Genomic DNA, 25,174 nt, shown 5'->3' on the forward strand with positions numbered 1-25,174 from the left:
AGCCCCTTTCGCGACCACACACCTGCGTGGGAGACACTTAATCACCAGAAGTATGTGCTGATCATGGAGGAGTAGGGCCTTGGAGTTCGACGTCACGATCGAGATCCCGAAGGGTTCCCGGAACAAGTACGAGGTGGACCACGAGACCGGTCGTATCCGCTTGGACCGCCGCCTCTTCACCTCGACCAGTTACCCGGCCGACTACGGCTTCGTCGAGAACACTCTCGGCGAGGACGGCGACCCGCTGGACGCGCTGGTCATCCTCGATGAGCCGACGTTTCCCGGCTGCCTCATCAAGTGCCGCGCCGTCGGTATGTTCCGCATGACCGACGAGGCGGGCGGCGACGACAAGCTGCTGTGCGTGCCGGCGTCCGACCCGCGGGTGGAGCACCTGCGTGACATCCATCACGTGTCGGAGTTCGACCGCCTGGAGATCCAGCACTTCTTCGAGGTCTACAAGGACCTGGAGCCGGGCAAGTCCGTCGAGGGCGCCAACTGGGTCGGCCGCATCGAGGCCGAGGCGGAGATCGAGGCGTCGTACAAGCGCCTGAAGGACTCGGGTCAGGTCCACCACCAGCACCACTGAGCGCTGTCCTCAATCGCGGACGGGCTGAATTCAGCATTCAGCCCGTCCGGCGATTGAGGACCAACCGCGTCGCGGCCCGCGTCAGAACCCGCGGGTGCGCTTCGCGGCGCGGCGGCGGGCCGGGTCGGCGGAGCCCGGGGTCTTGAGGAACATGCGGGCGATCTCCCCGCCGAGGTTCACGCCGATCGCGATGGCGAGAGCGAGGGCCGCGGCCTTCGACAGCGACGCGAGACCCTGATTCGGGTGATTCTGGGTGAAGGCGAGCAGCCCGAAGTACGTCGCGGAGCCGGGCAGCAGCGGGCCGATCGCGGCCGTGACGTACGGCAGGACCGACGCGTACCGGTAGCGGGCCATCAGCTGGCCGAAGAGACCGACGAGGCCGGCCGCGGCGGCGGTGGCGGCGACCGGGTTGGCTCCGATCTGCTGGTGGAGCGCCCCGTAGACCGTCCAGGCGACGCCGCCGTTGAGGGTGGTGAGCAGCAGCACCCCCCGCTCGCACTGCAGCAGCACCGCGAAGGCGAGGGTGAGGGCCATCGCGGCCGGCAGCTGCACCAAGGGGCGGTCATAGACGCCCAGCGCCTGTTCGGGGTCGAAGACGGCGCCCAACTGCACTCCCACGTACAGCACGATCGTGACGCCGACGACGATGCCCACCACGAGGTACATGACCTCCAGCAGGCGCGCGGACGCGGTGATGTAGAAGCCGGTCAGGCCGTCCTGGACACCGGCGACCAGGGCCCGCCCCGGCAGCAGCGCGAACAGTCCGCCGGTGATCACCGCGGACGCCTGGAGGTTGGTGGCGCCCGGCAGATGGTCCGCGTAGAGGTTGATGACGATGCCCATCGCGGCGGCCGGCATCGCGGCGGCCGCGAACTGGTAGAACTCCGGCAGTCCGCGCCCCGCGCACAGCCAGGCGAGCCGGTCGCCGAGCATCGCGGCCAGCGCCGCCGCGAAGAAGATCACCGGCCCACCGCCGACCAGGATGCTCGCCGAGCCGGCCAGCAGTCCGGCGGCGCCGGTCAGCACCCAGCCGCTGTACGGGTGCCGGTTGCGGCGGATCGTGGCGAGGCGGCCGTACGAGTCCTCCAGCGTCGCCTCATGCGCGGTGATGTCGTCCACGAGCTGGAAGACGGCCGCCAGGCGGGTGTAGTCGGTGCCCCGGCGGCGCACGGTACGGCTCGCGCTGACCGGCGGCTCGACGAGGGACGGCTGGTACGAGATGCCCAGCAGCGTGAACGTGACGGTGGGTTCCACCCGCGCCAGGCCGTAGGCGTGCGCGACACCGAACATCGCCGCCTCTACGTCCTCGGCACCCTCGCCGCCCGCGAGCAGCAGCTCGCCGATACGCAGGGTGAGGTCGAGCACGCGCGGCACCGGCGGCCCGGTCTCCGGCCTTTCCACGAGCAGCTCGGGGATCGGGCGCTCGGTGACGGGCATCCGGACCATCTCGCGCATCCGGTCCTGCCAGGGGACGACGCCCTTGGTGAGCCGTATGACGGGGATCCCCTCGGGGGGTGTGAACGCGTTCCCCGCTCCGCCGTGGGCAGCGGCGGAGGCGGGAGCGGTGAAGGCGGAGCCTTCCGCATCGGGCACGGCCGGGAGCTCCACCCCGGTCGGTGCCGCGAACTCCGAGGTCGTCGAACCGTCCTGCTCGGGGGCAGGCGGCAGCGGTACGCCCGCTGGCGGCGTGAACTCGGAGCGCGCCTCGTCCGGGTCCGGCTTCTCATCGTCCGACACGTTGACCGATCACCTCCGGTGATCAGTGTGCAGGGCCCGCGGCACGGACGGCGATTCCGCCCCGGCACGTCGGCGGCGGCGGACGGCGCCCGGCTGTTGCCCGTGCTGCCGCCCCGGCTACTTCGCCCGGTGGCGGCCGCCGCGCGCGCTGGTGGGGGGCGGCGGGGGAACGTCGGAGGGCGGCCGGGGGCCTTCCTTCTTCGATTTGGCGCGGGCGCGGAGGAACTCGATGGCGATGGGGACGACGGAGACGAGGACGATCGCGATGAGGATCAGTTCGATGTTCTTGTGGACGAACGCGATCTGGCCGAGCCAGTAGCCGAGCAGGGTGACGCCGCCGCCCCAGAGCGTGCCGCCGATCACGTTGTAGGTGACGAACGTCCGGTAGTTCATGCGGCTGACGCCCGCGATGATCGGCGTGAACGTGCGGACGATCGGTACGAAGCGGGCCAGCACGATCGACTTGGGACCGTGCTTCTCGAAGAAGGCATGGGCCTTCTCGATGTTCTCCTGTTTGAAGAGTTTGGAGTCCGGCCGCCGGAAGAGCGAGGGGCCGACCTTTCGGCCGAAGAGGAAGCCGACCTGGTCACCGGCGATCGCGGCGACCACGACCAGCAGCATGACCAGCCACAGCGGGGTCTTGAGGGTGCCCCCCGAGACCAGCAGTCCGGTCGTGAAGAGGAGCGAGTCCCCGGGCAGGAAGAATCCGATCAGCAGGCCCGACTCTGCGAAGACGATCAACAGCACGCCCCACAGGCCGAACGAGTTGATCAGGTGGTCGGGATCGAGCCAGCTGGGCCCGAGGGCGAGGTTCGTCACTGGTCAAAAGTACCAACCGAAACCGTGCGCCCCCTGTGCGCGGCGGCGGACCCGGTCCGTGCGGCGCAGGACGGGCAGATCGCGGAGGCGCAGGACGGGTAGATCGCGCCAACCGTCTTGGCCGAAACGTTCCCCAACGCGGGGACAGTGCATTACGTTCTCCGCAAAGCCACCCGTGCACCACTGGCAAGTCTCCCTTCGCAGCATCTGAACCTTCTGGCGGATCCTGTTATGACTCGCGCCATATCCCTGCACGAAATTTCAAAGTTCTATCCGAAGCAGCTCGTTCCGGCCGTCGACCGGTTCTCGCTGGAGGTCGCGCCCGGTGAGTTCCTGGTGCTGCTCGGGCCGTCCGGCTGCGGAAAATCCACCGTGCTGCGCATGATCGCCGGGCTGGAGGACGTCAGCACCGGCGAGCTGCTGCTGGACGGCGAGTACGCGAACGACCTCGCACCCGGCGACCGCCGGATGGCGATGGTGTTCCAGAACTTCGCGCTGTACCCGAGCATGACCAGCCGCCAGAACATCGGATTCCCGCTGCGCTTCGAGATGCCCGGCGAGGACCAGAATCCAAGGGTCGAGGAGACCGCGCGGATCCTGGGGATCGAGGAGATCCTGGACCGCTACCCGGGGCAGCTGTCCGGCGGCGAGCGGCAGCGGGTCGCGATGGGCCGGGCCATCTCCCGGCACCCGTCGGTGTTCCTGATGGACGAGCCGCTGTCGAACCTGGACGCCAAGCTCCGTTCCCACCTGCGCGCGGAGATCGCCCGGCTGACCCGCGGAATGGGCGTCACCACCGTGTATGTGACGCATGATCAGGCGGAGGCCATGTCGCTCGGCGACCGGGTCGCGGTGATGCGCAGCGGGGTGCTGCAGCAGGTCGGCACACCGCGCGACACGTACCACCTGCCGGTGAACGTGTTCGTCGCCGCGTTCATCGGGACGCCGCGGATCAATCTGCTGCAGGCCACGGTGCTGGCGCCGCTGGGCGGCGGCATGTGGATCGACTTCGGGCGGCAGCGCCTGGGACTGCCGGAGCCGCTGAGCCTGGACCACCAGATGCTGCGGATCCAGCAGGGCCGGCACATCATCGTCGGGCTGCGCTCCGAGGCGGTGCGGATCGCGGCGCCGAGCAACGCGCACGCGGGCGAAGTGGTGCTCAGCGGCATCGTCGAGCATGTGGAGTACCAGGGGCACGAGTGCCTGGTGCATCTGAACACCGGGGCGAGGCCCGCGATCGTGCCGGAGCTGGAGGCGCCGCGGCTGCCCGCGCAGCGCTCCCGCTCCGCGGCACGGCGGGCGGCCGCGGGACCGGGCGGGCTGGGGAAGCTGGCGCGCAAGGCCGCGGGACGGTTCCCAGGACTGCTGCAGGACCCGGAGGGCAACGGCGCGGTGAAGGTACTGGACCCGCCGCCGGCCGACCGCGCGGAGCAGCCGACCGGAGACCTGGTCGTCCGTACCGGGCCCGACATCCGGGTGCGGCCCGGGGACCGGGTGCCGCTGCTCGTGGACCTGGCGCACCTCTACATCTTCGACAACACGGGCCGCCGGATCTGCCCCGCGCCCTCGGAAGAGCCGCGACTGGAGTAGTCCGGCGTGCGAAGGCCGCCCGCAAGGGTCACCGTTCCCTCATGGGTATCGAAGATTTCGGCGGCGGCCAGTCACAGCAGTCCGACGTCCTGGTGGTGACCACGAACGACGCCCCCGGGTACCGGGTCGAGCAGGTGATCGGCGAGGTGTTCGGGCTGACCGTGCGCTCCCGGCACCTGGGGAGCCAGATCGGCGCGGGGCTCAAGTCGATGATCGGCGGCGAGCTGAAGGGTCTGACGAAGACCCTGGTGCAGACGCGTAATCAGGCGATGGAGCGGCTCGTCGAGCAGGCGCAGGCGCGCGGGGCGAACGCGGTGCTGACGATGCGCTTCGATGTGACCGAGGCCGCCGAGGTGGGCACGGAGGTGTGTGCGTACGGCACCGCCGTGGTGCTGGTGAAGGAGTAGGGCTCACACGTTGCGGACCGCGTTGGCGAGGATCGCGTCGCGGAGGTACGCCGCCAGGCCCGGCCTGACCGCCTCGTAGGTGGCGGTGAAGCGCTCGTCGGCGACGTACATCTCGCCGAGCCCGGTGTGGATCTCGTACGTGCAGTCGTAGAAGAAGCGGCAGATGTGCTGACGGTGCTCCTCGGCGAGGTCCATCGCCTGCTCGGAGTCCGGTCCGGCACCGGTGTCCATGGCGGCGGCGAGCCGCGAGTTGACGCCGTCGACGTCGGCCTTGATCCGCAGCCAGTCCTCCTTGGTGTACGACGCCGCCTTGCGCTGCGACTCCTGGTACGCCTCCGTGCCGCCCCAGCGCTGCTCGGCCTCCTCCGCGTAGTCATCGGGGTCGAACTGCCCACCGAAGACCTCGAACTTCTCCTCGGGTGTGAGGTTGATGCCCATCTTCTTCGCCTCCATGGCTCTTTCGACGGCCGCGGCCATCTCCTGCAGTCTGGTGATCCGCGCGGACAGCAGATCGTGCTGGCGGCGCAGGTGCGCCGATGGGTCGGCGGCCGGGTCGTCCAGCAAGGTGCCGACCTCGTCCAGCGGAAAGCCGAGTTCCCGGTAGAACAGGATCTGCTGCAGCCGGTCGAGGTCGGCGTCGGCGTAACGCCGGTGGCCCGCGTGGCTGCGGCCGCTCGGGGTGAGCAGCCCGATCTCGTCGTAGTGGTGCAGGGTCCGCACGGTGACGCCGGCGTAGCCCGCGACCTGCCCTACGGAGTAACTCATCGCTTCTCCGCTCCTCTCGTGCTCGCGTGATTTCTCCGCTTGCGTGATCCACGGTGACGCCTCACGTCGCGTGAGGTGCAAGTGGCACACTTGTTCGCATGCTGGGGATAACTGATCTTTCGACGTACTTGGCGGGGCTCGCCCTGATCATCCTGCTGCCGGGGCCGAACTCGCTGTACGTGGTCTCGGTCGCGGCCCGCCGCGGGCCGCGCACCGGCTACCGGGCGGCGGCCGGGGTGCTGTGCGGGGACGCCGCGCTCATGACGCTGTCGGCGTGCGGTGTGGCGTCGCTGCTGCAGGCCAGCCCGGTGGCGTTCACGGTGGTCAAATTCGCCGGGGCCGGGTATCTGACCTGGCTCGCGGCGGCCATGATGCGCGGCGCGTGGGCGCTGTGGCGCGGGCGGGCCGAGCGGAAGCAGCCGGCCGGCGCCGAGGGCGGCGCGGCCGGCGGCGCGGCGCAGGAGAAGGCGGAGCGGCCGTTCCGCAGGGCGCTGGTGATCAGCCTGTTCAACCCGAAGGCGATCTTGTTCTTCGTCGCCTTCTTCGTGCAGTTCGTCGACCCGGGGTACCCGCATCCGGCGCTGTCGTTCCTCGCGCTGGGCGCGTGGGCGCAGCTGTTCAGCATCACCTATCTGACGGTGCTCATCTTCAGCGGCACGTATCTGGCGGCGACGTTCCGGCGGCGCAAGCGGCTGACGGCGGGGCTGTCGGCGGGGGCCGGCGCGCTGTTCCTGGGCTTCGCGGCGAAGCTGTCACTGGCCAGTACGGGTTGAGCCTCCGGACGGGCGCGGCGGGCCCGATCGCCGTATCGTCCCGAGGGAAGGAGGCACCACGATGACCACCCCCGTGAATGTTGCCATTGAGAGGGCCAACGCCTGATGCCGCTGCACAAAGGAACCGGGGACTCGCGCCCGCTCGCGGTCAATCCGTTCTTCTACGGCGACGCCGACCCTGTCGCCAGCATGCGCACCGCCCCGCCCAAGCACCGGCTGCCGGACGGGCCGATGTCGCCGCACGCCGCCTATCAGCTGGTCCATGACGAGCTGATGCTCGACGGCAACTCACGGCTCAACCTGGCGACGTTCGTCACCACCTGGATGGAGCCGCAGGCCAATGTGCTGATGGCCGAGTGCGCCGACAAGAACATGATCGACAAGGACGAGTATCCGCGCACCGCCGAGCTGGAACGGCGCTGCGTGGCGATGCTCGCCGACCTGTGGAACGCGCCCGACCCGGCGGCGGTCGTCGGCTGCTCGACGACCGGCTCGTCGGAGGCGTGCATGCTCGCCGGCATGGCGCTCAAGCGCCGCTGGGCGAAGCGCAATGCGGACCGCTATCCGGCGACGGCCCGCCCCAACCTGGTCATGGGCGCGAATGTGCAGGTGTGCTGGGAGAAATTCTGCGCGTTCTGGGAGGTCGAGGCACGCCTGGTGCCCGTGGAGGGCGACCGGCTGCACCTGGACGCCGCGTCCGCCGTGGCGCTGTGCGACGAGAACACCATCGGGGTCGTCGCCGTACTCGGCTCGACCTTCGACGGGTCGTACGAGCCGGTGGCGGAGATCTGCGCGGCTCTCGACGCGCTCCAGGAGCGCACGGGCCTTGATGTGCCGGTCCATGTGGACGGCGCCTCCGGCGCGATGGTCGCCCCCTTCATCGACGAGGACCTCGTCTGGGACTTCCGGCTCCCCCGCGTCGCCTCGATCAACACCTCGGGCCACAAGTACGGGCTGGTCTACCCGGGCGTCGGCTGGGCCCTGTGGCGCGACCGGGACGCGCTCCCCGAGGAGCTGGTCTTCCGCGTCAACTACCTCGGCGGCGACATGCCGACCTTCGCGCTCAACTTCTCCCGGCCGGGCGCGCAGGTCGTGGCGCAGTACTACACGTTCCTGCGGCTGGGCCACGACGGCTACCGCGCCGTGCAGCAGAGCAGCCGGGACGTCGCGATGTCACTGGCCGCGCGGATCGAGGCGCTCGGCGGCTTCCGGCTCATCACCAAGGGCGACCAGCTGCCGGTCTTCGCCTTCACCACCGCCGACGACGTGAAGAACTTCGACGTCTTCGACGTGTCGCGGCGGCTGCGCGAACGCGGCTGGCTGGTGCCCGCGTACACGTTCCCGCCGGACCGGGAGGAGCTGGCCGTTCTGCGGGTCGTCTGCCGCAACGGCTTCTCCCAGGACCTCGCGGACCTGCTCGTCGAGGAACTCGCCCGGCTGCTGCCCGAACTGCGGCAGCAGCGCGAACCGCTGGACCGCCCGGCGGACGTCGCGACGGCCTTCCACCACTGACGTCGCTCGTGGGCCGGCGCCTGCGGCAAGGCGCCCCGCTCAGCGGTAGGTGACGGCCAGTACGGCCATGTCGTCCGTGCCGTGGCCGCCGGACCATGTCTCGACATCGCTCACCAGGGCGTCGATGACGTCCTGCGGCCGCTGGAAGGGACCGCGGCCGGCCAGCCGCTCGGCGGGGTCGTAGAACACCCCGGCCCCGTCGCGCGCCTCGGTCACCCCGTCGGTGACCAGCAGCAGGGTGCCGCCGGGCGGCAGCCGGTGGACGTCGGGCCCCGAACGGCGGCCGCAGAGGCCGCCGATGCCGAGCGGCAGGTCTGGCTCGGCGGCGTCCAGGGCGCGGACCGTGCCGCCGACCAGCAGATACGGGGCCGGGTGCCCCCGGTTCAGCAGCCGCAGCGTGCGGTAGTCCGGGGAGAACTCGGCGAGGAGCGCCGTCGTGAAGCCCTCCGTCCGGTCCTCACCCGACCGGCGGATGCCTTCGCGGACGAGAGCGTGCTCCAGCCGTTCGGCCAGCTCCAGCAGGTCCGGCGCCTGTTCGGCCGCCTCCCGGAAGGCGCCGAGCACCACCGACACCGCCCCGACCGCGCCCAGCCCCTTTCCGCGCACGTCTCCGATCAGCAACCGGATGCCGTACGGGCTGTCCTCGGCCGCGTACAGGTCCCCGCCGATCCGCGCCTCGCTCTGCGCGGCGCGGTAGCGGGCCGCGATGTCCAGCGGGCCGATGTGGCGGGGCGGGGTGGGCAGGATCGCGCGCTGGGCGGCTTCCGACACCGTCCGTACGGTGTCCAGTCGGCGGCCGTAGCGGGCGATCACCCGGTTCACCACGAGACCGATGACTCCCGCGAGCAGCACATTGACGATCTCCGTGACCCCCGGCGCATGGCCGAACGTGCCGTGCCGCACGGTCAGTCCGGTGGCCGTCGCCAGGGCGAGGGCGGAGAGCGCGAGGGTGGACCGGAACGAGAGCGTCGCCCCCGCGGCCACGCAGGCCACGGCCAGCAGCGGACCGCCGTGGTAGTCGGCCGGCGTGAGCAGGTCGAAGCCGGCGCCGATCAGGACGAGGGCCGGGGCGGCGAAGCGGATGTAGCCGGGCCCGCTGGCGGAAAGGCGGTCCACGCGGCCTCCGTCATCGCTCACGATTCATGGCGCACGCGTCATCGCCCACGCGTCGTCGCTCATGCACGACCGCCGGAACGGGGTCTGATACGAGATCTTATGTCCACTTTTGCGGGAATGCGGAGTGGCGGCCCTTCGGGCACCGTGGACGGAGGGACAGAACTCTCACTACGCCGGGAGACCGCCATGACCGACCGTACGTACCGGGTGACCGAGATCGTGGGCACCTCTCACGAAAGCATTGACGCCGCGATCCGCAATGGGATCCACCGGGCGTCGCAGACGCTTCGCGCGCTCGACTGGTTCGAGGTCACCCAGATGCGCGGCCACATCGTGGACGGCGAGATCGAGCACTACCAGGTGGGACTGAAGGTCGGCTTCCGCCTGGAGGACAGCGAGTAGCCGGAGGCACGGCCAGGTACGGCGCCGGTACGGCCGGGCACGGACAGGCGCTGACGGCCACGGCCGGGCACGGGCCGGCCGACCCGGAGCGGGCGGCGGGCGTACCGCCGGCCGCTCCGGTGCCGCCCTCCTGGTGGGGAGCGGCCGTGACCGTCACCGGGAGACCGTCCCGGGATCCGATGACGGTCACGGAGCCGTCGGCCGCGGTGAGGTCCGCGGCCAGAAACGGGACCCACCGCGGCTGCGGCAGGCGGAGGGTGCACGGCTCGGCGGACATCGACCGGTCGGTGAGAACCATTGCCTTATTTGATGCTTATCTAACGTTTTGCCCGTTTCCTGACCACGGAAAGTAACCATTCGCCGTAGCGGAACCCCGCGGTGTCGACCGAATGGCGGAGGGTGCGCGGCTCACGGCGTGTCCCGGGGGCCATGACGGCGGCGGCACGGAGATGATCCTCCGATGCCAGGAACCGCCTCCGTCCGCAGGCCGGCCGCCATGTCGGCGGCCGTCCTGCTCTTCACCGGGCTGCTGACGTTGCTGACGCTGCTGCCGGGCGGCACGCAGCCGGCGCGGGCCGACGACCGGATCGGGACGGTGGCCGGCGAGGTGGACGACATGTACCGGCAGGCCGCCGAGTCCACCACCGCGTACGAGCACGCCCGGCGGGCGGCGGACCGGCAGCGGGTCATGGCCGCCCGGCTGCGGCAGGAGGTCACGCTCGGTCAGCGGCGGTTGGCCGGGCTGCACGACACCATCGGCCTGGTGGCCCGGCTGCAGTACCGGTCCGGCGGGCTGTCGGCCGCCGCCGCGCTGCTGCTGGCCGATTCGCCCGAGGCCCTGCTCGACCAGCTGGGCCGCCTCCGCAAGGGGGACGAGGCCGTGGCGGGCCTCCTCTCCACCGCGACGACGACGACCGCGCGCCTGGAGCTGGACCGGTCGGCGGCCGACCGGGCGCTCGTGGCACTGGACCAGGAGACCGCCCACCAGGACGGTCTGAAAAAGGAGATCAAGACCAAGCTGGGGCGGGCGCGCGAGCTGCTGCGGCGGCTGGAGGCGGCCCGGTCGGCCCGGTCGGCCTCCCCACAGGACTGCGCGTACGCGATCCCCGAGGAGATGCCGGAACCCGGCACGGCCGCCCGGTCGCACACCCCCTGGGTCACCCCGGTCGAGCGCTACACCCTGTCCGCCGGCTTCGACGCGCCCGGCGAGCACTGGGCGAACCGTCACACCGGCCAGGACTTCGCCGTGCCCGAGGGCACTCCGGTCCGCGCCATCGGCGCCGGAACGGTCGTCGAGACGACCTGCGGTGACGGATTCGGCAACCAGATCGTCGTACAGCACGGCAACGGGTACTTCTCGCAGTACGCGCATCTGTCGCTGATGCAGGTCCGGGTCGGCCAACGGGTGCTGCCGGGCCAGCAGATCGCGCTGTCGGGCAGCACCGGCAACTCCACGGGACCGCATCTGCACTTCGAGGTGCGGGTGACGCCCCAGCTGGGATCGGGGGTGGATCCCGTGCCGTGGCTGCGCGCGCACGGCGTCCGCGTGGTGCCCGTGGCAGGGCCGGAACCGGCTCCCCCGTTCCTCCCGGCGCCGGTCCTTTCACTGCCGGTCCTTTCACTGCCGCCCCTCACCCCACCGTCCCTCACACCGAAGGCTGCTCCTGCCCCGTGAGCACCCGCGCCGCCAGGACCGCCACGTCGTCCTCGACGGCCTGCTCGACAAGACGTTCCAGGACCAGGTCGAGGAGGTCGTCGAGGTTGCCGTCCGACGGAAGGCGCAGCGCGGCGAGCCTGGCCAGTGACTGGTCGATGTCCTCCCCCCGGCGCTCGACGAGTCCGTCGGTGTAGAGGAGCAGCACCCAGCCGGGGGTGCATCGCCCCTTGACCAGCTGGTATCCGCCGAACCCGGTACCCAGGGGCGGGCCGGTGGGGATACGGATCAGGCCGACGTGACCGTCAGGTCCGAAGACCGCGGGCGGTAGATGTCCGGCGCTGGCGTACGAGCAGACGCCGCGGACCGGGTCCATCAGGACGAGCAGACAGGTGGCGGGCCGGCCGGCGCCGGTCCCGGCGATGAGGGCGTCAAGGCGTTCCAGGATGTGGTGCGGGGGGTGGTCGTCGGCGGCCACGACGCGCAGCATCGCGCGGTAGTGGCTCATGTCGACGGCCGCCTCCACGCCGTGCCCCATGACATCACCCATCGCCAACAGCGTTCTGCCGCCCGGTAGTTGGACCGCGTCGTACCAGTCGCCGCCGACCAGCGCGCTGGTGCCCGCCGGAAGGTAGCGGAACGCCACCTCGATGTTCGGGTGCGGGCTGCTCGGCTCGGCCAGCAGTGCGCTCTGCAGGCCGAGCGCGATGTCGTGTTCGCGGGTGAAGCGGCGGGCGTTGTCGAGGCTGATGGCCGCGCGTCCTGCCAGGTCCTGGGCGACGACGACGTCCTCGTCCGTGAAGGCGGGCGAGTCCCCCGCCCGCACCAGCGACACCGTGCCGATCGGGTGGCCGCGCGCGGCGAGCGGTACGACCAGCGCGGAGTGGATCCCCGCCGCCCGGTAGGCGGCGACACGCTCCGCGCTGGGCGCCGACCGGACCAGTTCCTCGTCGGACAGCAGATTCTGCTTCAGCGGCTTGCCGCTCTCCAGACAGCGCGTGATGGCCGAGCCCGCCTGGTAGTCCACGTACTCCCCCGGCACACCGAACATCTGCACGCGCTCGCTCAGCGCCGGTACGGACGACAGCGCGGTCCTGCGCATCCGCAGCACCCCGGGCGGCGGCGGGCGGCGGCCGCCCTCGCCCGGCGCGACCGGCAGCACCTCCACGCTGGCGACGTCGGCGAGCAGCGGCACCAGGAAGTCCGCCAGCTCTCCGCAGGTGGCGTCCGTCTCCAGGGTCGTACCGATCCTGGTCGCGGCGGCGTCGAGCAGGACGAGCCGCTCGCGAGCCTGCTCCAGATCGCGCTGCTGCTGCCGCGAGGCGGTCACCTCCAGCACGATCCCGACGATCCCGATCACCACGCCCTCCGCCTCCAGACGGTTGTAGGCGCCGTGCCAGTACCGGCGTTCCAGGCCCGACGGCACCTGGGTGTGGCCGCTGGAGGTCACCTCGCGCGGCAGCCCGTCGGCGAGCACGGCGCGCAGCACGTCCTCGCGGCCGTCTATGCCGGGCAGCACCTCGGCGATGGTGCGGCCCAGGTGCTCCTCTGCGGGCACGCCGTTGATCCGGGCCAGCGCCGGATTGACGTACACGTAGCGCAGGCCGGGGTCCAGGATGCCCACGCCCGCCGACGTGCCCTCCAGGATTCCGCGCAGAACGACGTTCGAGTCCGCATCGGCGTCAGGGTGCACGCGCCCGCCTCCCTCGCCGTCAGTCCGTCACCGCAGGCGGGACCGCCCGGCCACCATCCATCGTCTGCCGCCGCGCGCCGATCCGCATCCGTAGCGGGCCCCACCCCCCATACGGCCCAGCTCCAGTGGCGGGACCGCTCCGGGCAGCTGATCCTTTTGTCTTTAAGGCGGGGGATTCCACGTGATGTGTCCCCGGCTCGCTCGTCGCCGCGATCTCGGGAGCCCGTCATGAGCCAGGCAGTACTCACGCCGTCACCCACGCCGTCCAGTCCGCCGCCACCCGCGGCCCATCGGCCGGCCGGCGCGATGACCCTCATCGCGAACGACGCGGAGGGCCTCCTGTGAGCCCGAGTCTCGACCAGCTGCACCGCTGCTCGGTCGCCGTGGACATCGGCGCGGCCAGGACCCGCGTCTACCTCAAGAACGGCGGCGTGGTCGTCGACGAACCCAGCGTAGTCGCCATCGACATCAGGACCGGCGCGCTGATCGCGGTCGGTGCGCGCGCCGATCAGATGGACGGGCGCACACCGGATCACATCCGGGTCGTACGGCCGGTGTCGGGCGGCACCATCGTCGACATCGCCATGGCCCAGCGGATGCTGCGGCACCTGCTCGGCGACAAGCTCCGCAAGCCCTGGCGCCGGATGCCGACGATGCGCGCCGCCGTCTGCATGCCCCACGGCAGCAAGCCGCTCGCCCAGCGCGCCGCCACCGAAACGCTCTTCGGGCTCGGCGCCCGCAAGGTCGAACTCGTCGACACCCTGATCGCCGCGGCGGTCGGCTGCGGGATGCCGGTCGAGCACCCCGAGGCCACCATGATCGTGGTGTGCGGGGCCGGCACCACCCAGATCGCCGTCCTGTCGCTCGGCTCCATCGTGGCCGCGGAGACCGTGCCGGTGGGGGGCGACGCCATCGACCATGCGGTCGTGCAGCACCTGCGCAATCAGCACGAGCTGATGCTCCCCAGCCAGTCCGTACGCCCGCTGCACCATGTGCTCAGCAGTGTCGGCCCGATCATCGGCAGCACCGAGGTGTACGGCCGCGACGTCTCCAGCGGCCTCGCCCGCACCGTACTCGTCGACACGGACGGCGTCCGGCACGCCATGCGCACCCCGCTCACCGCCGTGGTCGACGCCATCGGCATCGTCCTGCGCCGTTGCCCGCCCGACCTGGTGGCCGACCTCGCCGACCGCGGCATCATGCTCGCGGGCGGCAGCGCGCTCATGCCGGGACTCGACGCCATGCTCCGCCAGGCCACCGGCGTCCCGGTCCACATCGCGGAACGCCCGGACGTCTGCGCCGTCCAGGGCCTGGGGGCCATGATCGAAGGCCGAGTCCGCCCGATGGCCCTGGCCCCGCTCACGGCCTGATCGCGGGCCGCTGCCCTCACGCGCCGGCCGGGCTGGAAAATCCAGCCCGGCCGGCGCTTGAGGCCGTACGGACTACACGTCGAGTGTGATCCGGCCGCCGGATGTGGCGGAGCGGGAGACACAGATGAGCATGTTCGTGTCCGAGCGGCGAGCGGCGACGCTGCCCGCGTGGGCGACCTCCCCGGTGAGGACCGGCAGACGGCAGGTGCCGCAGAAGCCCTGGCGGCAGGAGTAGCCGGTTTCCGGGCGCTGTTCGGCCAGTACGGAGAGCGCGGAGCGATCGGCGGGGACCGGGAGTACCGGCCCGTCCGGGCCGAGCCGGATCTCGAACGGGGTGCCGTCCACCACCGGGGCCGCCGAGAACCGCTCGAAGTGGAGCCCGGTGGCGCCGGTCGCGGGAAACGCGTCGCGGAGGGCGGCGATGAGGGGCGGGGGTCCGCAGAAGTAGACGGAGGTGCCGGGTCCCGCCCCGGCGAGGAGCAGGTCGGGGGTGGGCACGCCGTCGGCGTCGTCGGTGCGGACGGTGACCCGGGCCGGAGCGCCACCGGCCGTCTCGATGGCGTCGATCTCGTCCAGGAAGGGCAGCGTGGCACGGCTGCGGCCGGTGTAGACGAGCCGCCAGTCGGCGCCCATCGCGGCGGCGGCCTGGACCATGGGCAGGATCGGGGTGATGCCGATGCCGCCCGCGATGAAGAGGCAGGCGCCGCCCGGCGCGTAGGCGAAGGCATTGCGCGGGCCGTGGGCCCGCAACTCCGCGCCGGCTGACAGCTGTTCGTGGATCTCACGGGAGCCGCCGTCCCCCTTCTCGATCCGCCGCACGGCGATCCGGTACGTGGTCAGGTCGGTGGGATCCCCGCACAGCGAGTACTGGCGGCGGCGCCCCGACGGCAGGTCCAGGTCCAGGTGCGCGCCCGGGTGCCAGCCGGGCAGCGGGCCGCCGTCCGCCGCCGCGAACCGCAGACTGACGACGTCCTCGGCCTCGTGCCGCACCTCGGTCACGACGAGCCGCAGCGAGCGGTCCACCGGGACCGGCTCGCGGCGCTTACGGCGGGCGCTCTGCCGCAGCAGGAAGGGCGTGACGCGCGCCATCAGGGCGAGAACGGGGTCGGGCCGGGGGTCGGTGGCGCTGCGCGGCGGTGGCGTCCGCAGGTCGTACTCGGTGCTCACGTTCGGTCCTTCAACAAGGTCAGCGGTGTGCGGCACGGGCGGCGGGCGAGGCGGCGAGGTAGGCGACCGCCTGGGTCGTCGAGCCGTAGTGCGACGGGTGATAGCCGGGCCGCAGATAGCCGAAGTACAGCCGCACCAGGCTCATCGGGCTCGGGAGCACGCCCTTGCGCGCGCCCCGGAACCAGTCGCGGAAGCGCGGCTTGTCGCGGCCCGCGATGCGCTCGGGATCGGCGGCCATCAGGTAGCGCAGGCCCCGGATCCACCAGTAGACGAGGACGGGGAAGGCGACGACATGGGCGCGGACCCGGTTGCGGTAGCGGCCGTCGAGGTGGGTGAACAGGTCGTAGGCGACCGCCCGGTGCTCGACCTCCTCCGCGCCGTGCCAGCGGTACAGGTCGAGGATCTCGGGGTTGTGCCGGGTGCGGTCGATGGCGTCGGCGTTGAGGATCCAGTCGCCGAGGTACGCGGTGACGTGCTCGATCGCCGCGATGATCGCGATCCGGTCGATGATCCAGCCCTGCGCCGCCTTGCCGGTCAGGTCGCGGTCGCCGAGCATCCTGCTGAAGAACCAGCGGAGTTGCCGGGTGTAGGGGGCGGTGTCGAAGCCGACCTCCTTGAAGTGCGTGAGGACGGTCTGGTGGGAGGCCGAGTGGGTCGCCTCCTGGCCGATGAACCCGATGACGTCCTCGCGCAGCCGGTCGTCCTTGATCATCGGGACGGCCTGCTGGAAGACGGTGATGAACCAGTCCTCACCCTCGGGCAGCAGGATGTTCAGCACGTTCGCGAAGTGCGTGGTGAAGGGGTCGTCGTCGAGGTAGTGCATGGGCAGGTCCGTCCAGTCCCACTGGACATCGCGGGGGGTGAGAACCAGGTTGTCCGGCTCGGTCGCGGTCATTCCTGCCCTGCCTTCCGTGCGGTCTGTACGTTCCGTGTTTCCGGCGCTGACGCGTTCGCCAAAGCGTTCTGTGTGCGGTCGACGAGCCGCGCCGTGAACTCCGCGACCAGGTCGGGGCGGAAGGCCGGCAGCCAGTGGCCGCCGTCCACGACATGGATCTCGGTGTCCGGCGCCCAGTCGGTGATCTGGGTCTGCCAGGGAACGAGGACGAACATGTCGCGCCTCGGCGCGAGCACCTGCGCAGGCAGCCCGGCATGGCGGAGCCGGGGCCGGAGCGTGCGCGGCAGCACATTGGCCCGGTAGAGCTTGAGTCCCGCGCGGTTGCGGGCGGCCAGCCCCCGGCCGTAGCAGCCGTAGCCCTCGGGCGGCTCACCGGTCTCCAGCCGCCGGGCGGCCTTCGTCACGGCGTCCAGCAGCCCCGCGCGACAGGCGAGTTCCGCGATGCCGGGCAGGTGGAAGAAGCCGACGTACCCGGAGGCGAGCGACTGCCGGGTGACGTTCCACAGCTTGCGCGGGCCGGGGCGCAGCTGCGCCCGGAACCAGCGGCCGGTGTGGTCCAGATCCGGACCGGATATCGAGGTCAGCGACGCGAAGCGGTGGGCGGTCTCCGGCACGGTCACCGTGTGCCAGCTCTGTACGGAGCCCCAGTCGTGCGCCAGTACGTGCACGGGCGCGTCCGGGCTGACCGCGTCGGCGACGGCGGTGAGGTCGGCGGCGAGCTGCGGGAGGCGGTAGTCCTCGTTGCGGCGCGGCACGTCGGAGGCGCCGGAACCGCGCACGTCGTACGTCACGACGTGGAATCGGTCCGCGAGCCGCCGCACGACCCCGTCCCACACACGGTGGTCGTCGGGGAAGCCGTGCACGCATACGACCGTCGGGGCGGTCGGTTCGCCGTGTTCGTGAACGGCCAGCCGGACGCCGTCCGAGGCCGTGACCCATCGCTGCGACATGGCGGTCACGATGGCAGCTTGTTGACGCCTTGTCTACTAGTGGGTAGGTCTTGTTCCCGGCTTGTTCCGCCCGGCCGTTGCCCCATTGAGATGCTTCCGCAATTCCTCCGATGCCTCCGGACCGCACCCCAGGCCGTCCCATTGGCAAAGGCCGACGAGTCCGAGGGGGACCGCATGAAGCGGGAATCGAAGCGGAACATGAACCGGTACGGGAAGCGGTACGGGAAGCGGTACGGGAAGCGGTACGGGAAGCGGTACGGGAAGCGGTACGGGAACGCGCGTCATGTCGCCGTGGCGGCGGTGGTGGCCGGCGGGCTGCTGCTCGCCGGATGCAGCAGTGGAACCCCTGACGCGTCACGGAACGGCGGCCGCAACAACGTCCCCGCCCCACCGGCGCCCGCGCCACCCAACCTGAAAGGGGGCCCGGCCGCCACGCCGAACGCGAACGGCACGGACGGCGCCGCAGCGGCCGACGAAAAGGACGGCGCGCAGAAGCGCGCACCGGCGCCCAGCTACCTGTCCACGTTCGCGCTGGACGTCGACACCGCCTCGTACGGCTACGCCAAGCGCACCCTGGCCGGCGGGCGGCTGCCCGCGGCCGCCACCGTGCGGCCGGAGGAGTTCGTCAACAGCTTCCGGCAGGACTATCCCCAGCCCGAGGGCGACGGCTTCTCCGTCACCACCGACGGCGCCCGTACCGACGGGGCCGGCATCGACCCGACCGGCACCGGCGGCGTCACCAACGACGGGGCCCGTCGCGACGGCGAGGGCGGCTGGTCGCTGCTGCGCGTCGGTCTCGCCACCCGTGCCGCCCAGTCGGAGTACCGGCCGCCCGCCGCCCTGACGTTCGTCGTGGACGTATCGGGCTCGATGGCCGAGCCCGGCAGGCTCGACCTCGTCAAACAGGCCCTCGGCAGTTCCATCGACACGCTGCGCCCGGAAGACTCCCTCGCGATCGTCACCTTCAGCGGCGACGCCACGGTCGATCTGCCCATGACCCGGCTGGGCGACACCGGGAGCCGTGGCCACATCCACTCGGTCGTCGACGGCCTGGAACCGCGCGACGAGACGAACCTCGCCGCAGGCGTGCAGGTCGGCTACAACGAGGCGGTCAAGGCCGCGCGGCCCGGCGTCACCAACCGCGTCGTCCTGCTCTCCGACGGCCTCGCCAACTCCGGCGACACCACCGCCGCAGCGATCCTCGACCGGATCGGGACCGCGCGGCGCGACAACGGCATCACCCTCTTCGGTGTGGGTGTGGGCAGCCAGTACGGCGACAAGCTCATGGAACAGCTCGCCGACAAGGGCGACGGCCACACCACGTACGTCTCCGACCCGGCGGCTGCCCGCGCGCTCTTCACCGAGCAACTGCCCGCCAACGTCGATCTGCGGGCCCGCGACGCCAAGGCGCAGGTCGCCTTCGACCCGCAGAATGTCATCGAATTCCGGCTGATCGGCTTCGACGACCGGGCCGTCGCCAACGGCGACTTCCGCAACGACAAGGTCGACGGCGGCGAGGTCGGCCCCGGCCACACCGTCACGGCTCTCTACGCCGTCCGCCTCAAGCCGGGGGCCGCGGGCCACGTCGCCACCGCCACCGTCCGCTGGCTCGATCCCTCCACCCGGGCCCCGCACGAGCAGACCGGCAGCATCGAGGCCGCCGCGCTCGCCGCACCGCTCTGGACCTCGGCCGCCAAACGCCTCCAGGTCGACGCCACGGCGGCCTACTTCGCCGACTGGCTCCGCACCCGCGCCGGCGGCTCCCCCATCCCGGGCTCCCCCGGCCTCTCCGCCCTCAGCCGGCAGGCGACCGCCCTGGCCACCTCCACCGAGGACCCCGCCGTACGCGACCTGTCCCAGGCCGTCCAGCGGGCGCAGCGCCTGGCGGGCTGACGCGCTGACGGGCTGACGGGCTGACGGGCTGACGGGCTGACGGGCCAATGCAAGGACGGCACGGCCACCCCGCCGTCGCTACCGGTCGCCGCCGAGGACGGCGCAGTCGGCGGCGGCGGTGCCGTGGGTCCAGCCTTCGGGGTCGCGGCCCTTGATGCGGTGGGAGGTGGTGGTCGGGAACATCCGCGTCGTGGTGTCGCGGACCGCGAGATCGCGCGCGGCGAGAGCGGGAAGGAGCCGGTCGGCGGGAAGGCCGGCCTCGTGGGTGGCCTGCTCGGTGGCGTCGGCGAGGCGTTCGCGGATGCGGCCGGCGTAGGCGACGAGGAAGGACTGCCGGAAGTCCTTCGACCGGGAACCACCGTGCCGGGCCTTGCCGTTGCGGCCCCGCGAGTCTGCGCCGGGGGCCCGCAGCATGGCGGCGTCCGCCTGGACGAGCAGCGAGGTGTAGAGCAACTCGACGGCTTCCAGGTCGGGTTCGAAGCCGACGACCGTGGAGAAGCCGAAGTCGCCCGCCCAGACGGCCTGGCAGCGGTTTGCCGCCGCCACGGCGTCGAGGAGCAGCGCCTTGGCGGCTTCGTAGGGATGGTCGATCCCGATACGGCAGGCACCGGGTCCGCCCGTACCGCCCGCGCCCCCGCCGGAGTCGGCGATGAGGGCTTCGTCGATGCTGTGCCGGGCCATGAGCTGCTGGGCTTTCGAGCTGAGTGCCTCGGCTTCCTCCGGGAAGTCGGTGGATTCGGCCTTGGCGAGCAGCGCGCGGATCCGGCCGAGCATGGCGGGCGCGTGGCGGGCGGCGTCGGTGCCGGCCGCCGGGACGGGCGCCGCCGCGGGGGTGATGCGGGGCAGCCGTCCGAGGAGTCGCAGGAGTTCCAGGACGGAGACGGCGGCGGAGAACCGATCGAGCCGTTCGCGCCGGCCGTGGGCGTCGAGGAGGGTGCCGTCGCCGTTCCAGGGGCCGGTCGCGTCCAGCTCGCGGAGCTGCACGGACCAGCGCGGGTCGCGCGGCGGGGCGGTGGCGGGGGCGGTGCGGGCTTCGGCGGCGATCAGGTCGGCGGTGAGCCGGGCGTGCCCGTCCGTGAGCCGGCGGCGGGCGATGCGCACCAGGTCGGCGGGTTGCCAGCCACGGGTCCAGCAGGCCCGTACGAGCCGGTCGGTGAGGGCGATCAGCGCGCGGCTCGCGGCGTCGGCGCCGTCCGGGCCGGCGGAGCCGCCGGCGGCGGCCAGTGCCGAAGCGCCCAAGTCGATGGCGTCCTCGGCGTCGGCGTCCGCCGCGTTGAGCGCACCGAGGTACGCCTGCTCGATCACGTTTTCCATGCCGTCTTCCGCATCGTCCTGCGCATCGTCCTGCGCTGCGTCTTCCCCTGCGTCCCGCAGCTCTCCCACAGGACCAATTCTGCGGGAGCCCGCAGCCCTACTCGCCCTGGGCCGTCTCCACGATCTCGTGCAGGTCGGTGGCGCCCTCGACGGCCGCGGCGGCGGACAGCAGAAGACAGCCGGCGAGCAGGGCCGCGACGAGCCGGGGGCCGCGGGAGCGCCGGAGGTCGACGGGCGGCACGGCGTGCAGGAGGGCCGCGACGCGGCGCGGGACGGGGCCGGTGCTCATGGCGAGCGCGGCGCTGGGGCGGCCGGAACTGACCGTGCGGGCCGCGAGGGCGGCGCGGCCGACGGCGCGTGCCGCGAGGCGGCGGTCACCGATGGCGGCGGCGGCGGATTCGTCGGCCCAGCGTTCCAGGGCGTACGAGAGCGGGGCGCGCAGGCCCCGCAGCAGGGGGTGGCAGGTGGCGGCGAGGGCGGCGACGACGATGAAGAGGTGGTGGCGGCCCACGAGGTGGGCGCGCTCATGGGCGAGCAGCGCTTCGCGCTCACCGGGCGCCAGGGCGCGCAGCATGCCAGTGGTGACGACGATCCTGCCGGGGCGCCCCGGCAGGGCGTAGGCGTCGGGGTCGCTGTCCTGCAGGACGGCGAGTTCGCCCGCGGGCACGCAGGCGCGGGTGGCGGCGTGGGCGCGGGCCATTTCGGCGCGGTAGCGGCGTATGGCGAGGATCACGGCCCCCGCGCAGGCGGCGAGCAGGGCCGCGGCGACGCAGGCGGCGGGAACGGTGACGTCGAATCCGTCGGACCCGGCACCGATCAGCGGCAGCGTGAGGTGGCCGAGGGCGGCCACCGGCGGCAGCAGGAGGGCGCCCTGGGCGACCAGGAGCGCCAGGGCCACGGTGCTAGTCACGGCCAGGACGGCGGCGGTGCAGGCCAGCAGCCAGGCGGCGGCGCGCGGTGCGAGCCCCGCCGCGAGCCGGCGGGCGAGGGGGACGGCGAGCAGCGGTATCAGCAGCGGCGGGATGACGTCGGGGTTCACCGGGGCCCGCCCCCCGCCGGACCGGCCGGACCGTCCCGGCCGTCCTGGCCGTCCGGACCCGGCTCCGCGTCGTCCAGCAGGGCGCGGAGCAGCTGCTCGTCGTCCGAACTCAGCTGGGACACGAAGCGGGCCAGTACCGTCCCCCGGTCGTCCTCCTTGTCCAGCTCGGTGCGCATCCGCCGGGCGGCGAGGCCCGGCGAGTCCTGGGTGGGCGTGTACGCGTAGCCGCGGCCGGACCGGGTCCTGGCGACGGCGCCCTTGTCGTGCAGGCGGGCCAGGATGGTGGCGACGGTGGTGCGGGCGAGGGCACGCCCGAGGTCGCGCTGGATGTCGGCGGGGGTGAGCGGGCCGCCGGCGGACCAGAGCGCCGCCAGGACGCTCGCTTCCAGCTCGCCCGGCGGGCGCCGCGCCGGATGTGTCTCTGGCAAGGAACGCCCCTTCCACCTGGTTCGTCTACAGTGCTGTAGACCGTCTACGCGACTGTAGTCGGCCGGGTGCGGCGCAGATCGCCCCCGCAACCCATTATGGGAGGGCCCTCCGCCAATGCCCGTGCCCCTGGCCATGCCCCTGCTGGACACCGTTCCCCAGGCGGTACCACTGGCAGTCAACGTTCTCGACGCCAACGACCTGCTGGCCACGTTCGGCCCGATCGGCATCGCCGTAGTGCTGTTCGCAGAAACCGGCCTGCTCATCGGTTTCTTCCTGCCCGGGGACTCGCTGCTGTTCACCGCCGGGCTGCTGTGCGTTCCCGGCGCGTCCGATGTGCTGCATCTCTCGCTCTGGCAGGTCCTCGTCGCCGCGGCGGCCGGTGCGCTGGCCGGTGCGCAGACCGGCTACTGGATCGGCAGGCGCGGCGGCCCCCCGCTGCTCGCCCGGATCCGCAATCCCCATCTGCACGGTGGCGTCAGCAGGGCGGCTGAGCTGCTGGAGCGGTACGGGTATGCCAAGGCCGTGGTCCTCGCGCGCTTCGTACCCGTCGTCCGTACCGTGCTGAATCCGATGGCCGGCGTGCTGAACGTGCCCGCGCGCACCTTCGCCCTCTGGCAGATCATCGGCGGCCTGGTCTGGTCGGTCGGCCTCGTGCTCGGCGGCTACGCGCTCGGCTCCTCGGTGCCGCATGTCGACAAGTACCTGCTGCCGATGGTCGCGCTCATCGTCATCGTCTCGCTCACCCCGCTCGCGCTCGAGGTGTACCGCTCACGTGGCCGTGCCAAGGCCGAAGCGGGCGCGGACGCCCTGGAGGGCCGGTGACCTCCCAGTTCGACGCGGGTCTCTACACCTGGATCACCGATCTCGCCCAGCGCGTCCCGCGACCGGTCGACACCCTGATCCGGGTGGGGAGCGACTACGGACTCGCGGTGTTCGCCGTCCTCATGCTCATCATCTGGTGGCGGGCCCGGCGGGGCAGCGCGGCCCGGATGGCGACCGCACTGTCCGTTCCGATCGCCGTCGTCGTCGCCTACGCCGTGAACGACGTCATCAAGATGATCTTCGATGAGCAGCGGCCGTGCCAGACGCTGCACACCGTCACCGTCGAGACCTGCCCGGCGCCCGGCGACTGGTCGTTCCCCAGCAACCATGCCGCCATCGCCGCGGCGGCGGCTGTCGCGATACTGCTCGTCGACCGGCGGCTCGGACTCATGATCGCGGTACCCGCCGCACTGCTCATGGCCGCGTCCCGGGTCTGGATCGGGGTGCACTATCCGCACGACGTGCTCGTCGGCGTGGTCGTCGGCGCGCTCGTCGCCTGGCCGGTCGTCCACCACGCGCACCGCGCCGCCCCTGTCGTCGAGCGACTGCGCGGCACGCGGCTGAGGCCGCTGCTCAGAGCGGTCTAGCAGCCGGTTCATCCTCAGGCGCCGGACGGGCTGAATTCAGCCCGTCCGGCCAGGCCCATCCGGTCCGCCCGTTCAGCGTCACCGGCTCCGCCCCCGCCCGTTTCCCAACCGTCCGTCACGGAGATGCTGGCACCGGGTGACTACGAGGTGTGCGCGGTGCCGGCCGCCCCGGGAGCGGGCACGGCGTCGGCGGGGGCCGAAGCGGTGGCGGTGCCGGTGACCGTGGAAGCGGTGGCTGCGGTCGCGGAGGCGTCATCGGCCTTCAGCGCACGCGCCTCGGACTTCAGGATGCGCATGGACTTGCCCAGACCGCGGGCGGCGTCGGGCAGCTTCTTGGAACCGAACAGCATGATCAGAACCAGCGCTACCACGATCAGGTGCCACGGCTCGATCGCGTTTCGCAACACGGGGATCCTCGCTTCGCGTAGAGATGTGCCAGGCCAAGGGAGCTGCCTGAAGATATGCGTCGACTGTCGCATTGTCACCCGAACGCGGGTCCAATCAGCCCCTCAGTGCTCAAAGCATCGGCAAAGGCTGGGCGTACATCCGATGGCTACGGATCGCGGCGGCGGCGCGCACCCCCTCGCGCTGCAGGCTGGGAGCCCTTGAGCGACCAGTGATCCACGGTGACCTCGACCAGGCTCTTGCCGTGCCCGTCGTCCACGGTCGCATGGGCGAAACCGTCCGTGGCGTCCGCGTCGCCGAGGTGCAGCCCTGCCGGGACCAGCCGCTTGAGGGTGGCGGCGATCTCGGCACCGGACGGGGAGGACTTCGCCCCGGCACTGCCGGGCGCGGTCTCCGGCACCTTGAGCGGCGGGAGGGCGTCGAACACCGGCTGCCAGATCTCCGCGTTCACCAGCGCGGTCAGCTGCGCGGGAGTCAGCGGCGGGTCGATCCGGGTGTCGGGCGCCCCCTTCTCGGCCGGCGAGTTCCACTCCTGCGCGTCGACGACGCGGCCGTCGCGGGTGGTGAGGGTGGCGCGCCAGTTCTTGGTGTCCACGCGGCGGTCGGGGTACTCGTAGCCCTTGAGCAGGATCAGTACGGATCCGTCGGCGAGCACGGTCGTGTCGCACGCGTCGAACGGCACATACGTGCGGTCCGGGCACTTCGTACCGCCCTCCCTCTGCCCGGCGGCCACCCGGTTCAGGCTGACGGTGACGAGCCCTGTGCCCTTCCCGTCGTTGAACACCACCCCCGCGTACGGGGCTCCGGGCGGGCCGTCCGCCCCGTCACCGCCGATGCCGCGACCGTCCTCGCCGGTGGTCGTGCCCGGCGGCAGCGCCGACGTCAGCAGTTTGATCATCCGTTGTGCGTCGATCCGTTCGCCCGACGCGTCGGCGAGCGGCTTCACTCCGCCCTGCGCGGCCGACCCCTCCTCGACGTGGTGCCCGATAGAACCCGGCGCCCCGCCCGCCATGAGACCGCCGACGCCCACCAGGGTGAGCGTCGCGGCGCCGCCCGCGACGGCGGCCCTGCGGCGCAGCCGCATGACCCGGCCACGGGCCGTACCGCCGTCCACCATCGCCCTGTTGTCGGTGCCGAAGGTGCCGAAGGTGCCGCCGGTGCGGCAGAGGGCACGGCCGAGCTCGTCTTCGAAGGAGTCGGACGGGTCGACGGGGGCAAAGGGGTCGAAGGGCATGGGGAACCACCGTTT

The 25,174-nt window shown here is 71.9% G+C and carries 24 protein-coding genes; 11 read left to right on the forward strand and 13 right to left on the reverse strand.

Annotation, left to right across the window (positions count from 1 at the left end):
* Window positions 1-79 precede the first annotated feature (79 nt).
* The gene (locus tag QMK24_RS21290; RefSeq protein ID WP_283468110.1) at window positions 80-586 is read left to right on the forward strand and encodes an inorganic diphosphatase; all 507 of its coding nucleotides are present in this window, start codon (window positions 80-82) and stop codon (window positions 584-586) included.
* An 81-nt stretch (window positions 587-667) separates the two neighbouring features.
* Here QMK24_RS21290 and QMK24_RS21295 read toward each other — a convergent pair whose 3' ends face one another.
* Together QMK24_RS21295 and QMK24_RS21300 are read right to left on the reverse strand one after the other, a co-directional pair.
* A complete protein-coding gene (locus QMK24_RS21295; RefSeq protein ID WP_283468111.1) occupies window positions 668-2,323 on the reverse strand; it encodes a threonine/serine exporter family protein in 1,656 nt (551 codons plus the stop codon).
* Between the two features lie 117 nt (window positions 2,324-2,440).
* Window positions 2,441-3,142: a DedA family protein gene (locus QMK24_RS21300; RefSeq protein WP_283468113.1), complete on the reverse strand. Its 702-nt coding sequence runs from the start codon at window positions 3,140-3,142 to the stop codon at window positions 2,441-2,443.
* Window positions 3,143-3,373: 231 nt separating this feature from the next.
* Between QMK24_RS21300 and QMK24_RS21305 the strand changes: the two genes are divergently transcribed.
* Complete coding sequence (locus QMK24_RS21305; RefSeq protein ID WP_283468114.1) at window positions 3,374-4,732, forward strand: ABC transporter ATP-binding protein; 1,359 nt, start codon at window positions 3,374-3,376, stop codon at window positions 4,730-4,732.
* Window positions 4,733-4,773: 41 nt separating this feature from the next.
* Window positions 4,774-5,139 (forward strand): YbjQ family protein, encoded by a 366-nt coding sequence (locus QMK24_RS21310; RefSeq protein ID WP_283468115.1) that lies wholly within the window; start codon window positions 4,774-4,776, stop codon window positions 5,137-5,139.
* 3 nt (window positions 5,140-5,142) lie between these two features.
* Here the strand turns inward: QMK24_RS21310 and QMK24_RS21315 are convergent, their stop codons facing one another.
* On the reverse strand, window positions 5,143-5,904 hold the full coding sequence (locus QMK24_RS21315; RefSeq protein WP_283468116.1) for a MerR family transcriptional regulator: 762 nt from the start codon (window positions 5,902-5,904) through the stop codon (window positions 5,143-5,145).
* 98 nt (window positions 5,905-6,002) lie between these two features.
* Here QMK24_RS21315 and leuE point away from each other — a divergent pair, with 98 nt between their 5' ends.
* Both leuE and gad read left to right on the forward strand, forming a co-directional pair.
* A complete protein-coding gene (gene leuE, locus QMK24_RS21320) occupies window positions 6,003-6,677 on the forward strand; it encodes a leucine efflux protein LeuE (RefSeq protein ID WP_283468117.1) in 675 nt (224 codons plus the stop codon).
* Between the two features lie 105 nt (window positions 6,678-6,782).
* Window positions 6,783-8,189, forward strand: coding sequence for a glutamate decarboxylase (gene gad, locus QMK24_RS21325; RefSeq protein ID WP_283468118.1), 1,407 nt, complete (start codon window positions 6,783-6,785; stop codon window positions 8,187-8,189).
* 39 nt (window positions 8,190-8,228) lie between these two features.
* Here the strand turns inward: gad and QMK24_RS21330 are convergent, their stop codons facing one another.
* Window positions 8,229-9,305 (reverse strand): PP2C family protein-serine/threonine phosphatase, encoded by a 1,077-nt coding sequence (locus tag QMK24_RS21330; protein WP_283468119.1) that lies wholly within the window; start codon window positions 9,303-9,305, stop codon window positions 8,229-8,231.
* A gap of 186 nt (window positions 9,306-9,491) precedes the next feature.
* Between QMK24_RS21330 and QMK24_RS21335 the strand changes: the two genes are divergently transcribed.
* Together QMK24_RS21335 and QMK24_RS21340 are read left to right on the forward strand one after the other, a co-directional pair.
* A complete protein-coding gene (locus tag QMK24_RS21335; protein WP_283468120.1) occupies window positions 9,492-9,707 on the forward strand; it encodes a dodecin in 216 nt (71 codons plus the stop codon).
* A 460-nt stretch (window positions 9,708-10,167) separates the two neighbouring features.
* On the forward strand, window positions 10,168-11,382 hold the full coding sequence (locus QMK24_RS21340) for a M23 family metallopeptidase (protein WP_283468121.1): 1,215 nt from the start codon (window positions 10,168-10,170) through the stop codon (window positions 11,380-11,382).
* On the opposite strand, the gene QMK24_RS21345 is transcribed toward QMK24_RS21340, so the two are convergent.
* Window positions 11,354-13,054 (reverse strand): SpoIIE family protein phosphatase, encoded by a 1,701-nt coding sequence (locus tag QMK24_RS21345; protein ID WP_283468122.1) that lies wholly within the window; start codon window positions 13,052-13,054, stop codon window positions 11,354-11,356. The genes QMK24_RS21340 and QMK24_RS21345 overlap by 29 nt on opposite strands.
* Before the next feature lie 341 nt (window positions 13,055-13,395).
* On the opposite strand from QMK24_RS21345, the gene QMK24_RS21350 reads away from it, so the two are divergent.
* On the forward strand, window positions 13,396-14,424 hold the full coding sequence (locus QMK24_RS21350) for a rod shape-determining protein (RefSeq protein WP_283468124.1): 1,029 nt from the start codon (window positions 13,396-13,398) through the stop codon (window positions 14,422-14,424).
* A 72-nt stretch (window positions 14,425-14,496) separates the two neighbouring features.
* On the opposite strand, the gene QMK24_RS21355 is transcribed toward QMK24_RS21350, so the two are convergent.
* From QMK24_RS21355 to QMK24_RS21365, 3 genes are read right to left on the reverse strand one after another with little or no spacing between them, the layout of a single operon-like run.
* Window positions 14,497-15,591, reverse strand: a complete 1,095-nt coding sequence (locus QMK24_RS21355) for a PDR/VanB family oxidoreductase (protein ID WP_283468125.1) — start codon at window positions 15,589-15,591, stop codon at window positions 14,497-14,499.
* Between the two features lie 19 nt (window positions 15,592-15,610).
* A complete protein-coding gene (locus QMK24_RS21360; protein ID WP_283468126.1) occupies window positions 15,611-16,486 on the reverse strand; it encodes a metal-dependent hydrolase in 876 nt (291 codons plus the stop codon).
* Complete coding sequence (locus QMK24_RS21365; protein WP_283468173.1) at window positions 16,483-17,436, reverse strand: alpha/beta fold hydrolase; 954 nt, start codon at window positions 17,434-17,436, stop codon at window positions 16,483-16,485. Before QMK24_RS21365 ends, QMK24_RS21360 begins: the two co-directional genes overlap by 4 nt.
* A 198-nt stretch (window positions 17,437-17,634) precedes the next feature.
* On the opposite strand from QMK24_RS21365, the gene QMK24_RS21370 reads away from it, so the two are divergent.
* Window positions 17,635-19,329 carry a vWA domain-containing protein gene (locus tag QMK24_RS21370; RefSeq protein WP_502962634.1) on the forward strand — a complete coding sequence of 565 codons (1,695 nt, stop codon included), beginning with the start codon at window positions 17,635-17,637 and terminating at the stop codon, window positions 19,327-19,329.
* A gap of 78 nt (window positions 19,330-19,407) precedes the next feature.
* Here QMK24_RS21370 and QMK24_RS21375 read toward each other — a convergent pair whose 3' ends face one another.
* The 3 genes from QMK24_RS21375 to QMK24_RS21385 all read right to left on the reverse strand — a co-directional run bounded on the left by QMK24_RS21375 (window position 19,408) and on the right by QMK24_RS21385 (window position 22,110).
* On the reverse strand, window positions 19,408-20,643 hold the full coding sequence (locus QMK24_RS21375) for a DUF2786 domain-containing protein (protein ID WP_283468129.1): 1,236 nt from the start codon (window positions 20,641-20,643) through the stop codon (window positions 19,408-19,410).
* 97 nt (window positions 20,644-20,740) lie between these two features.
* Complete coding sequence (locus QMK24_RS21380) at window positions 20,741-21,682, reverse strand: M56 family metallopeptidase (RefSeq protein WP_283468132.1); 942 nt, start codon at window positions 21,680-21,682, stop codon at window positions 20,741-20,743.
* The gene (locus QMK24_RS21385; protein WP_283468134.1) at window positions 21,679-22,110 is read right to left on the reverse strand and encodes a BlaI/MecI/CopY family transcriptional regulator; all 432 of its coding nucleotides are present in this window, start codon (window positions 22,108-22,110) and stop codon (window positions 21,679-21,681) included. The genes QMK24_RS21380 and QMK24_RS21385 overlap by 4 nt, the downstream gene beginning before the upstream one ends.
* A gap of 115 nt (window positions 22,111-22,225) precedes the next feature.
* Between QMK24_RS21385 and QMK24_RS21390 the strand changes: the two genes are divergently transcribed.
* Both QMK24_RS21390 and QMK24_RS21395 read left to right on the forward strand, forming a co-directional pair.
* A complete protein-coding gene (locus QMK24_RS21390) occupies window positions 22,226-22,933 on the forward strand; it encodes a DedA family protein (protein ID WP_283468136.1) in 708 nt (235 codons plus the stop codon).
* Window positions 22,930-23,520 (forward strand): phosphatase PAP2 family protein, encoded by a 591-nt coding sequence (locus tag QMK24_RS21395; RefSeq protein ID WP_283468137.1) that lies wholly within the window; start codon window positions 22,930-22,932, stop codon window positions 23,518-23,520. The genes QMK24_RS21390 and QMK24_RS21395 overlap by 4 nt, the downstream gene beginning before the upstream one ends.
* Before the next feature lie 140 nt (window positions 23,521-23,660).
* Here QMK24_RS21395 and tatA read toward each other — a convergent pair whose 3' ends face one another.
* Together tatA and QMK24_RS21405 are read right to left on the reverse strand one after the other, a co-directional pair.
* Window positions 23,661-23,927 (reverse strand): Sec-independent protein translocase subunit TatA, encoded by a 267-nt coding sequence (gene tatA, locus QMK24_RS21400; protein ID WP_283468138.1) that lies wholly within the window; start codon window positions 23,925-23,927, stop codon window positions 23,661-23,663.
* Window positions 23,928-24,073: 146 nt separating this feature from the next.
* Window positions 24,074-25,159: a hypothetical protein gene (locus tag QMK24_RS21405; RefSeq protein WP_283468139.1), complete on the reverse strand. Its 1,086-nt coding sequence runs from the start codon at window positions 25,157-25,159 to the stop codon at window positions 24,074-24,076.
* Window positions 25,160-25,174: the final 15 nt, after the last annotated feature.

The organism is Streptomyces sp. PH10-H1, from assembly GCF_030063355.1.
Taxonomy (GTDB): domain Bacteria; phylum Actinomycetota; class Actinomycetes; order Streptomycetales; family Streptomycetaceae; genus Actinacidiphila.

What these genes read in the sequence shown, in the direction of transcription:
- QMK24_RS21315 (WP_283468116.1), bottom strand. Translation starts at nt 5,904, where the DNA reads ATGAGTTACTCCGTAGGGCAGGTCGCGGGCTACGCCGGCGTCACCGTG.
- QMK24_RS21310 (WP_283468115.1), top strand. Translation starts at nt 4,774, where the DNA reads ATGGGTATCGAAGATTTCGGCGGCGGCCAGTCACAGCAGTCCGACGTC.
- QMK24_RS21360 (WP_283468126.1), bottom strand. Translation starts at nt 16,486, where the DNA reads ATGACCGCGACCGAGCCGGACAACCTGGTTCTCACCCCCCGCGATGTC.
- QMK24_RS21405 (WP_283468139.1), bottom strand. Translation starts at nt 25,159, where the DNA reads ATGCCCTTCGACCCCTTTGCCCCCGTCGACCCGTCCGACTCCTTCGAA.
- QMK24_RS21340 (WP_283468121.1), top strand. Translation starts at nt 10,168, where the DNA reads ATGCCAGGAACCGCCTCCGTCCGCAGGCCGGCCGCCATGTCGGCGGCC.
- leuE (WP_283468117.1), top strand. Translation starts at nt 6,003, where the DNA reads ATGCTGGGGATAACTGATCTTTCGACGTACTTGGCGGGGCTCGCCCTG.
- QMK24_RS21305 (WP_283468114.1), top strand. Translation starts at nt 3,374, where the DNA reads ATGACTCGCGCCATATCCCTGCACGAAATTTCAAAGTTCTATCCGAAG.
- QMK24_RS21370 (WP_502962634.1), top strand. Translation starts at nt 17,635, where the DNA reads ATGAACCGGTACGGGAAGCGGTACGGGAAGCGGTACGGGAAGCGGTAC.
- QMK24_RS21365 (WP_283468173.1), bottom strand. Translation starts at nt 17,436, where the DNA reads ATGTCGCAGCGATGGGTCACGGCCTCGGACGGCGTCCGGCTGGCCGTT.
- QMK24_RS21390 (WP_283468136.1), top strand. Translation starts at nt 22,226, where the DNA reads ATGCCCGTGCCCCTGGCCATGCCCCTGCTGGACACCGTTCCCCAGGCG.
- QMK24_RS21375 (WP_283468129.1), bottom strand. Translation starts at nt 20,643, where the DNA reads ATGGAAAACGTGATCGAGCAGGCGTACCTCGGTGCGCTCAACGCGGCG.
- QMK24_RS21335 (WP_283468120.1), top strand. Translation starts at nt 9,492, where the DNA reads ATGACCGACCGTACGTACCGGGTGACCGAGATCGTGGGCACCTCTCAC.
- gad (WP_283468118.1), top strand. Translation starts at nt 6,783, where the DNA reads ATGCCGCTGCACAAAGGAACCGGGGACTCGCGCCCGCTCGCGGTCAAT.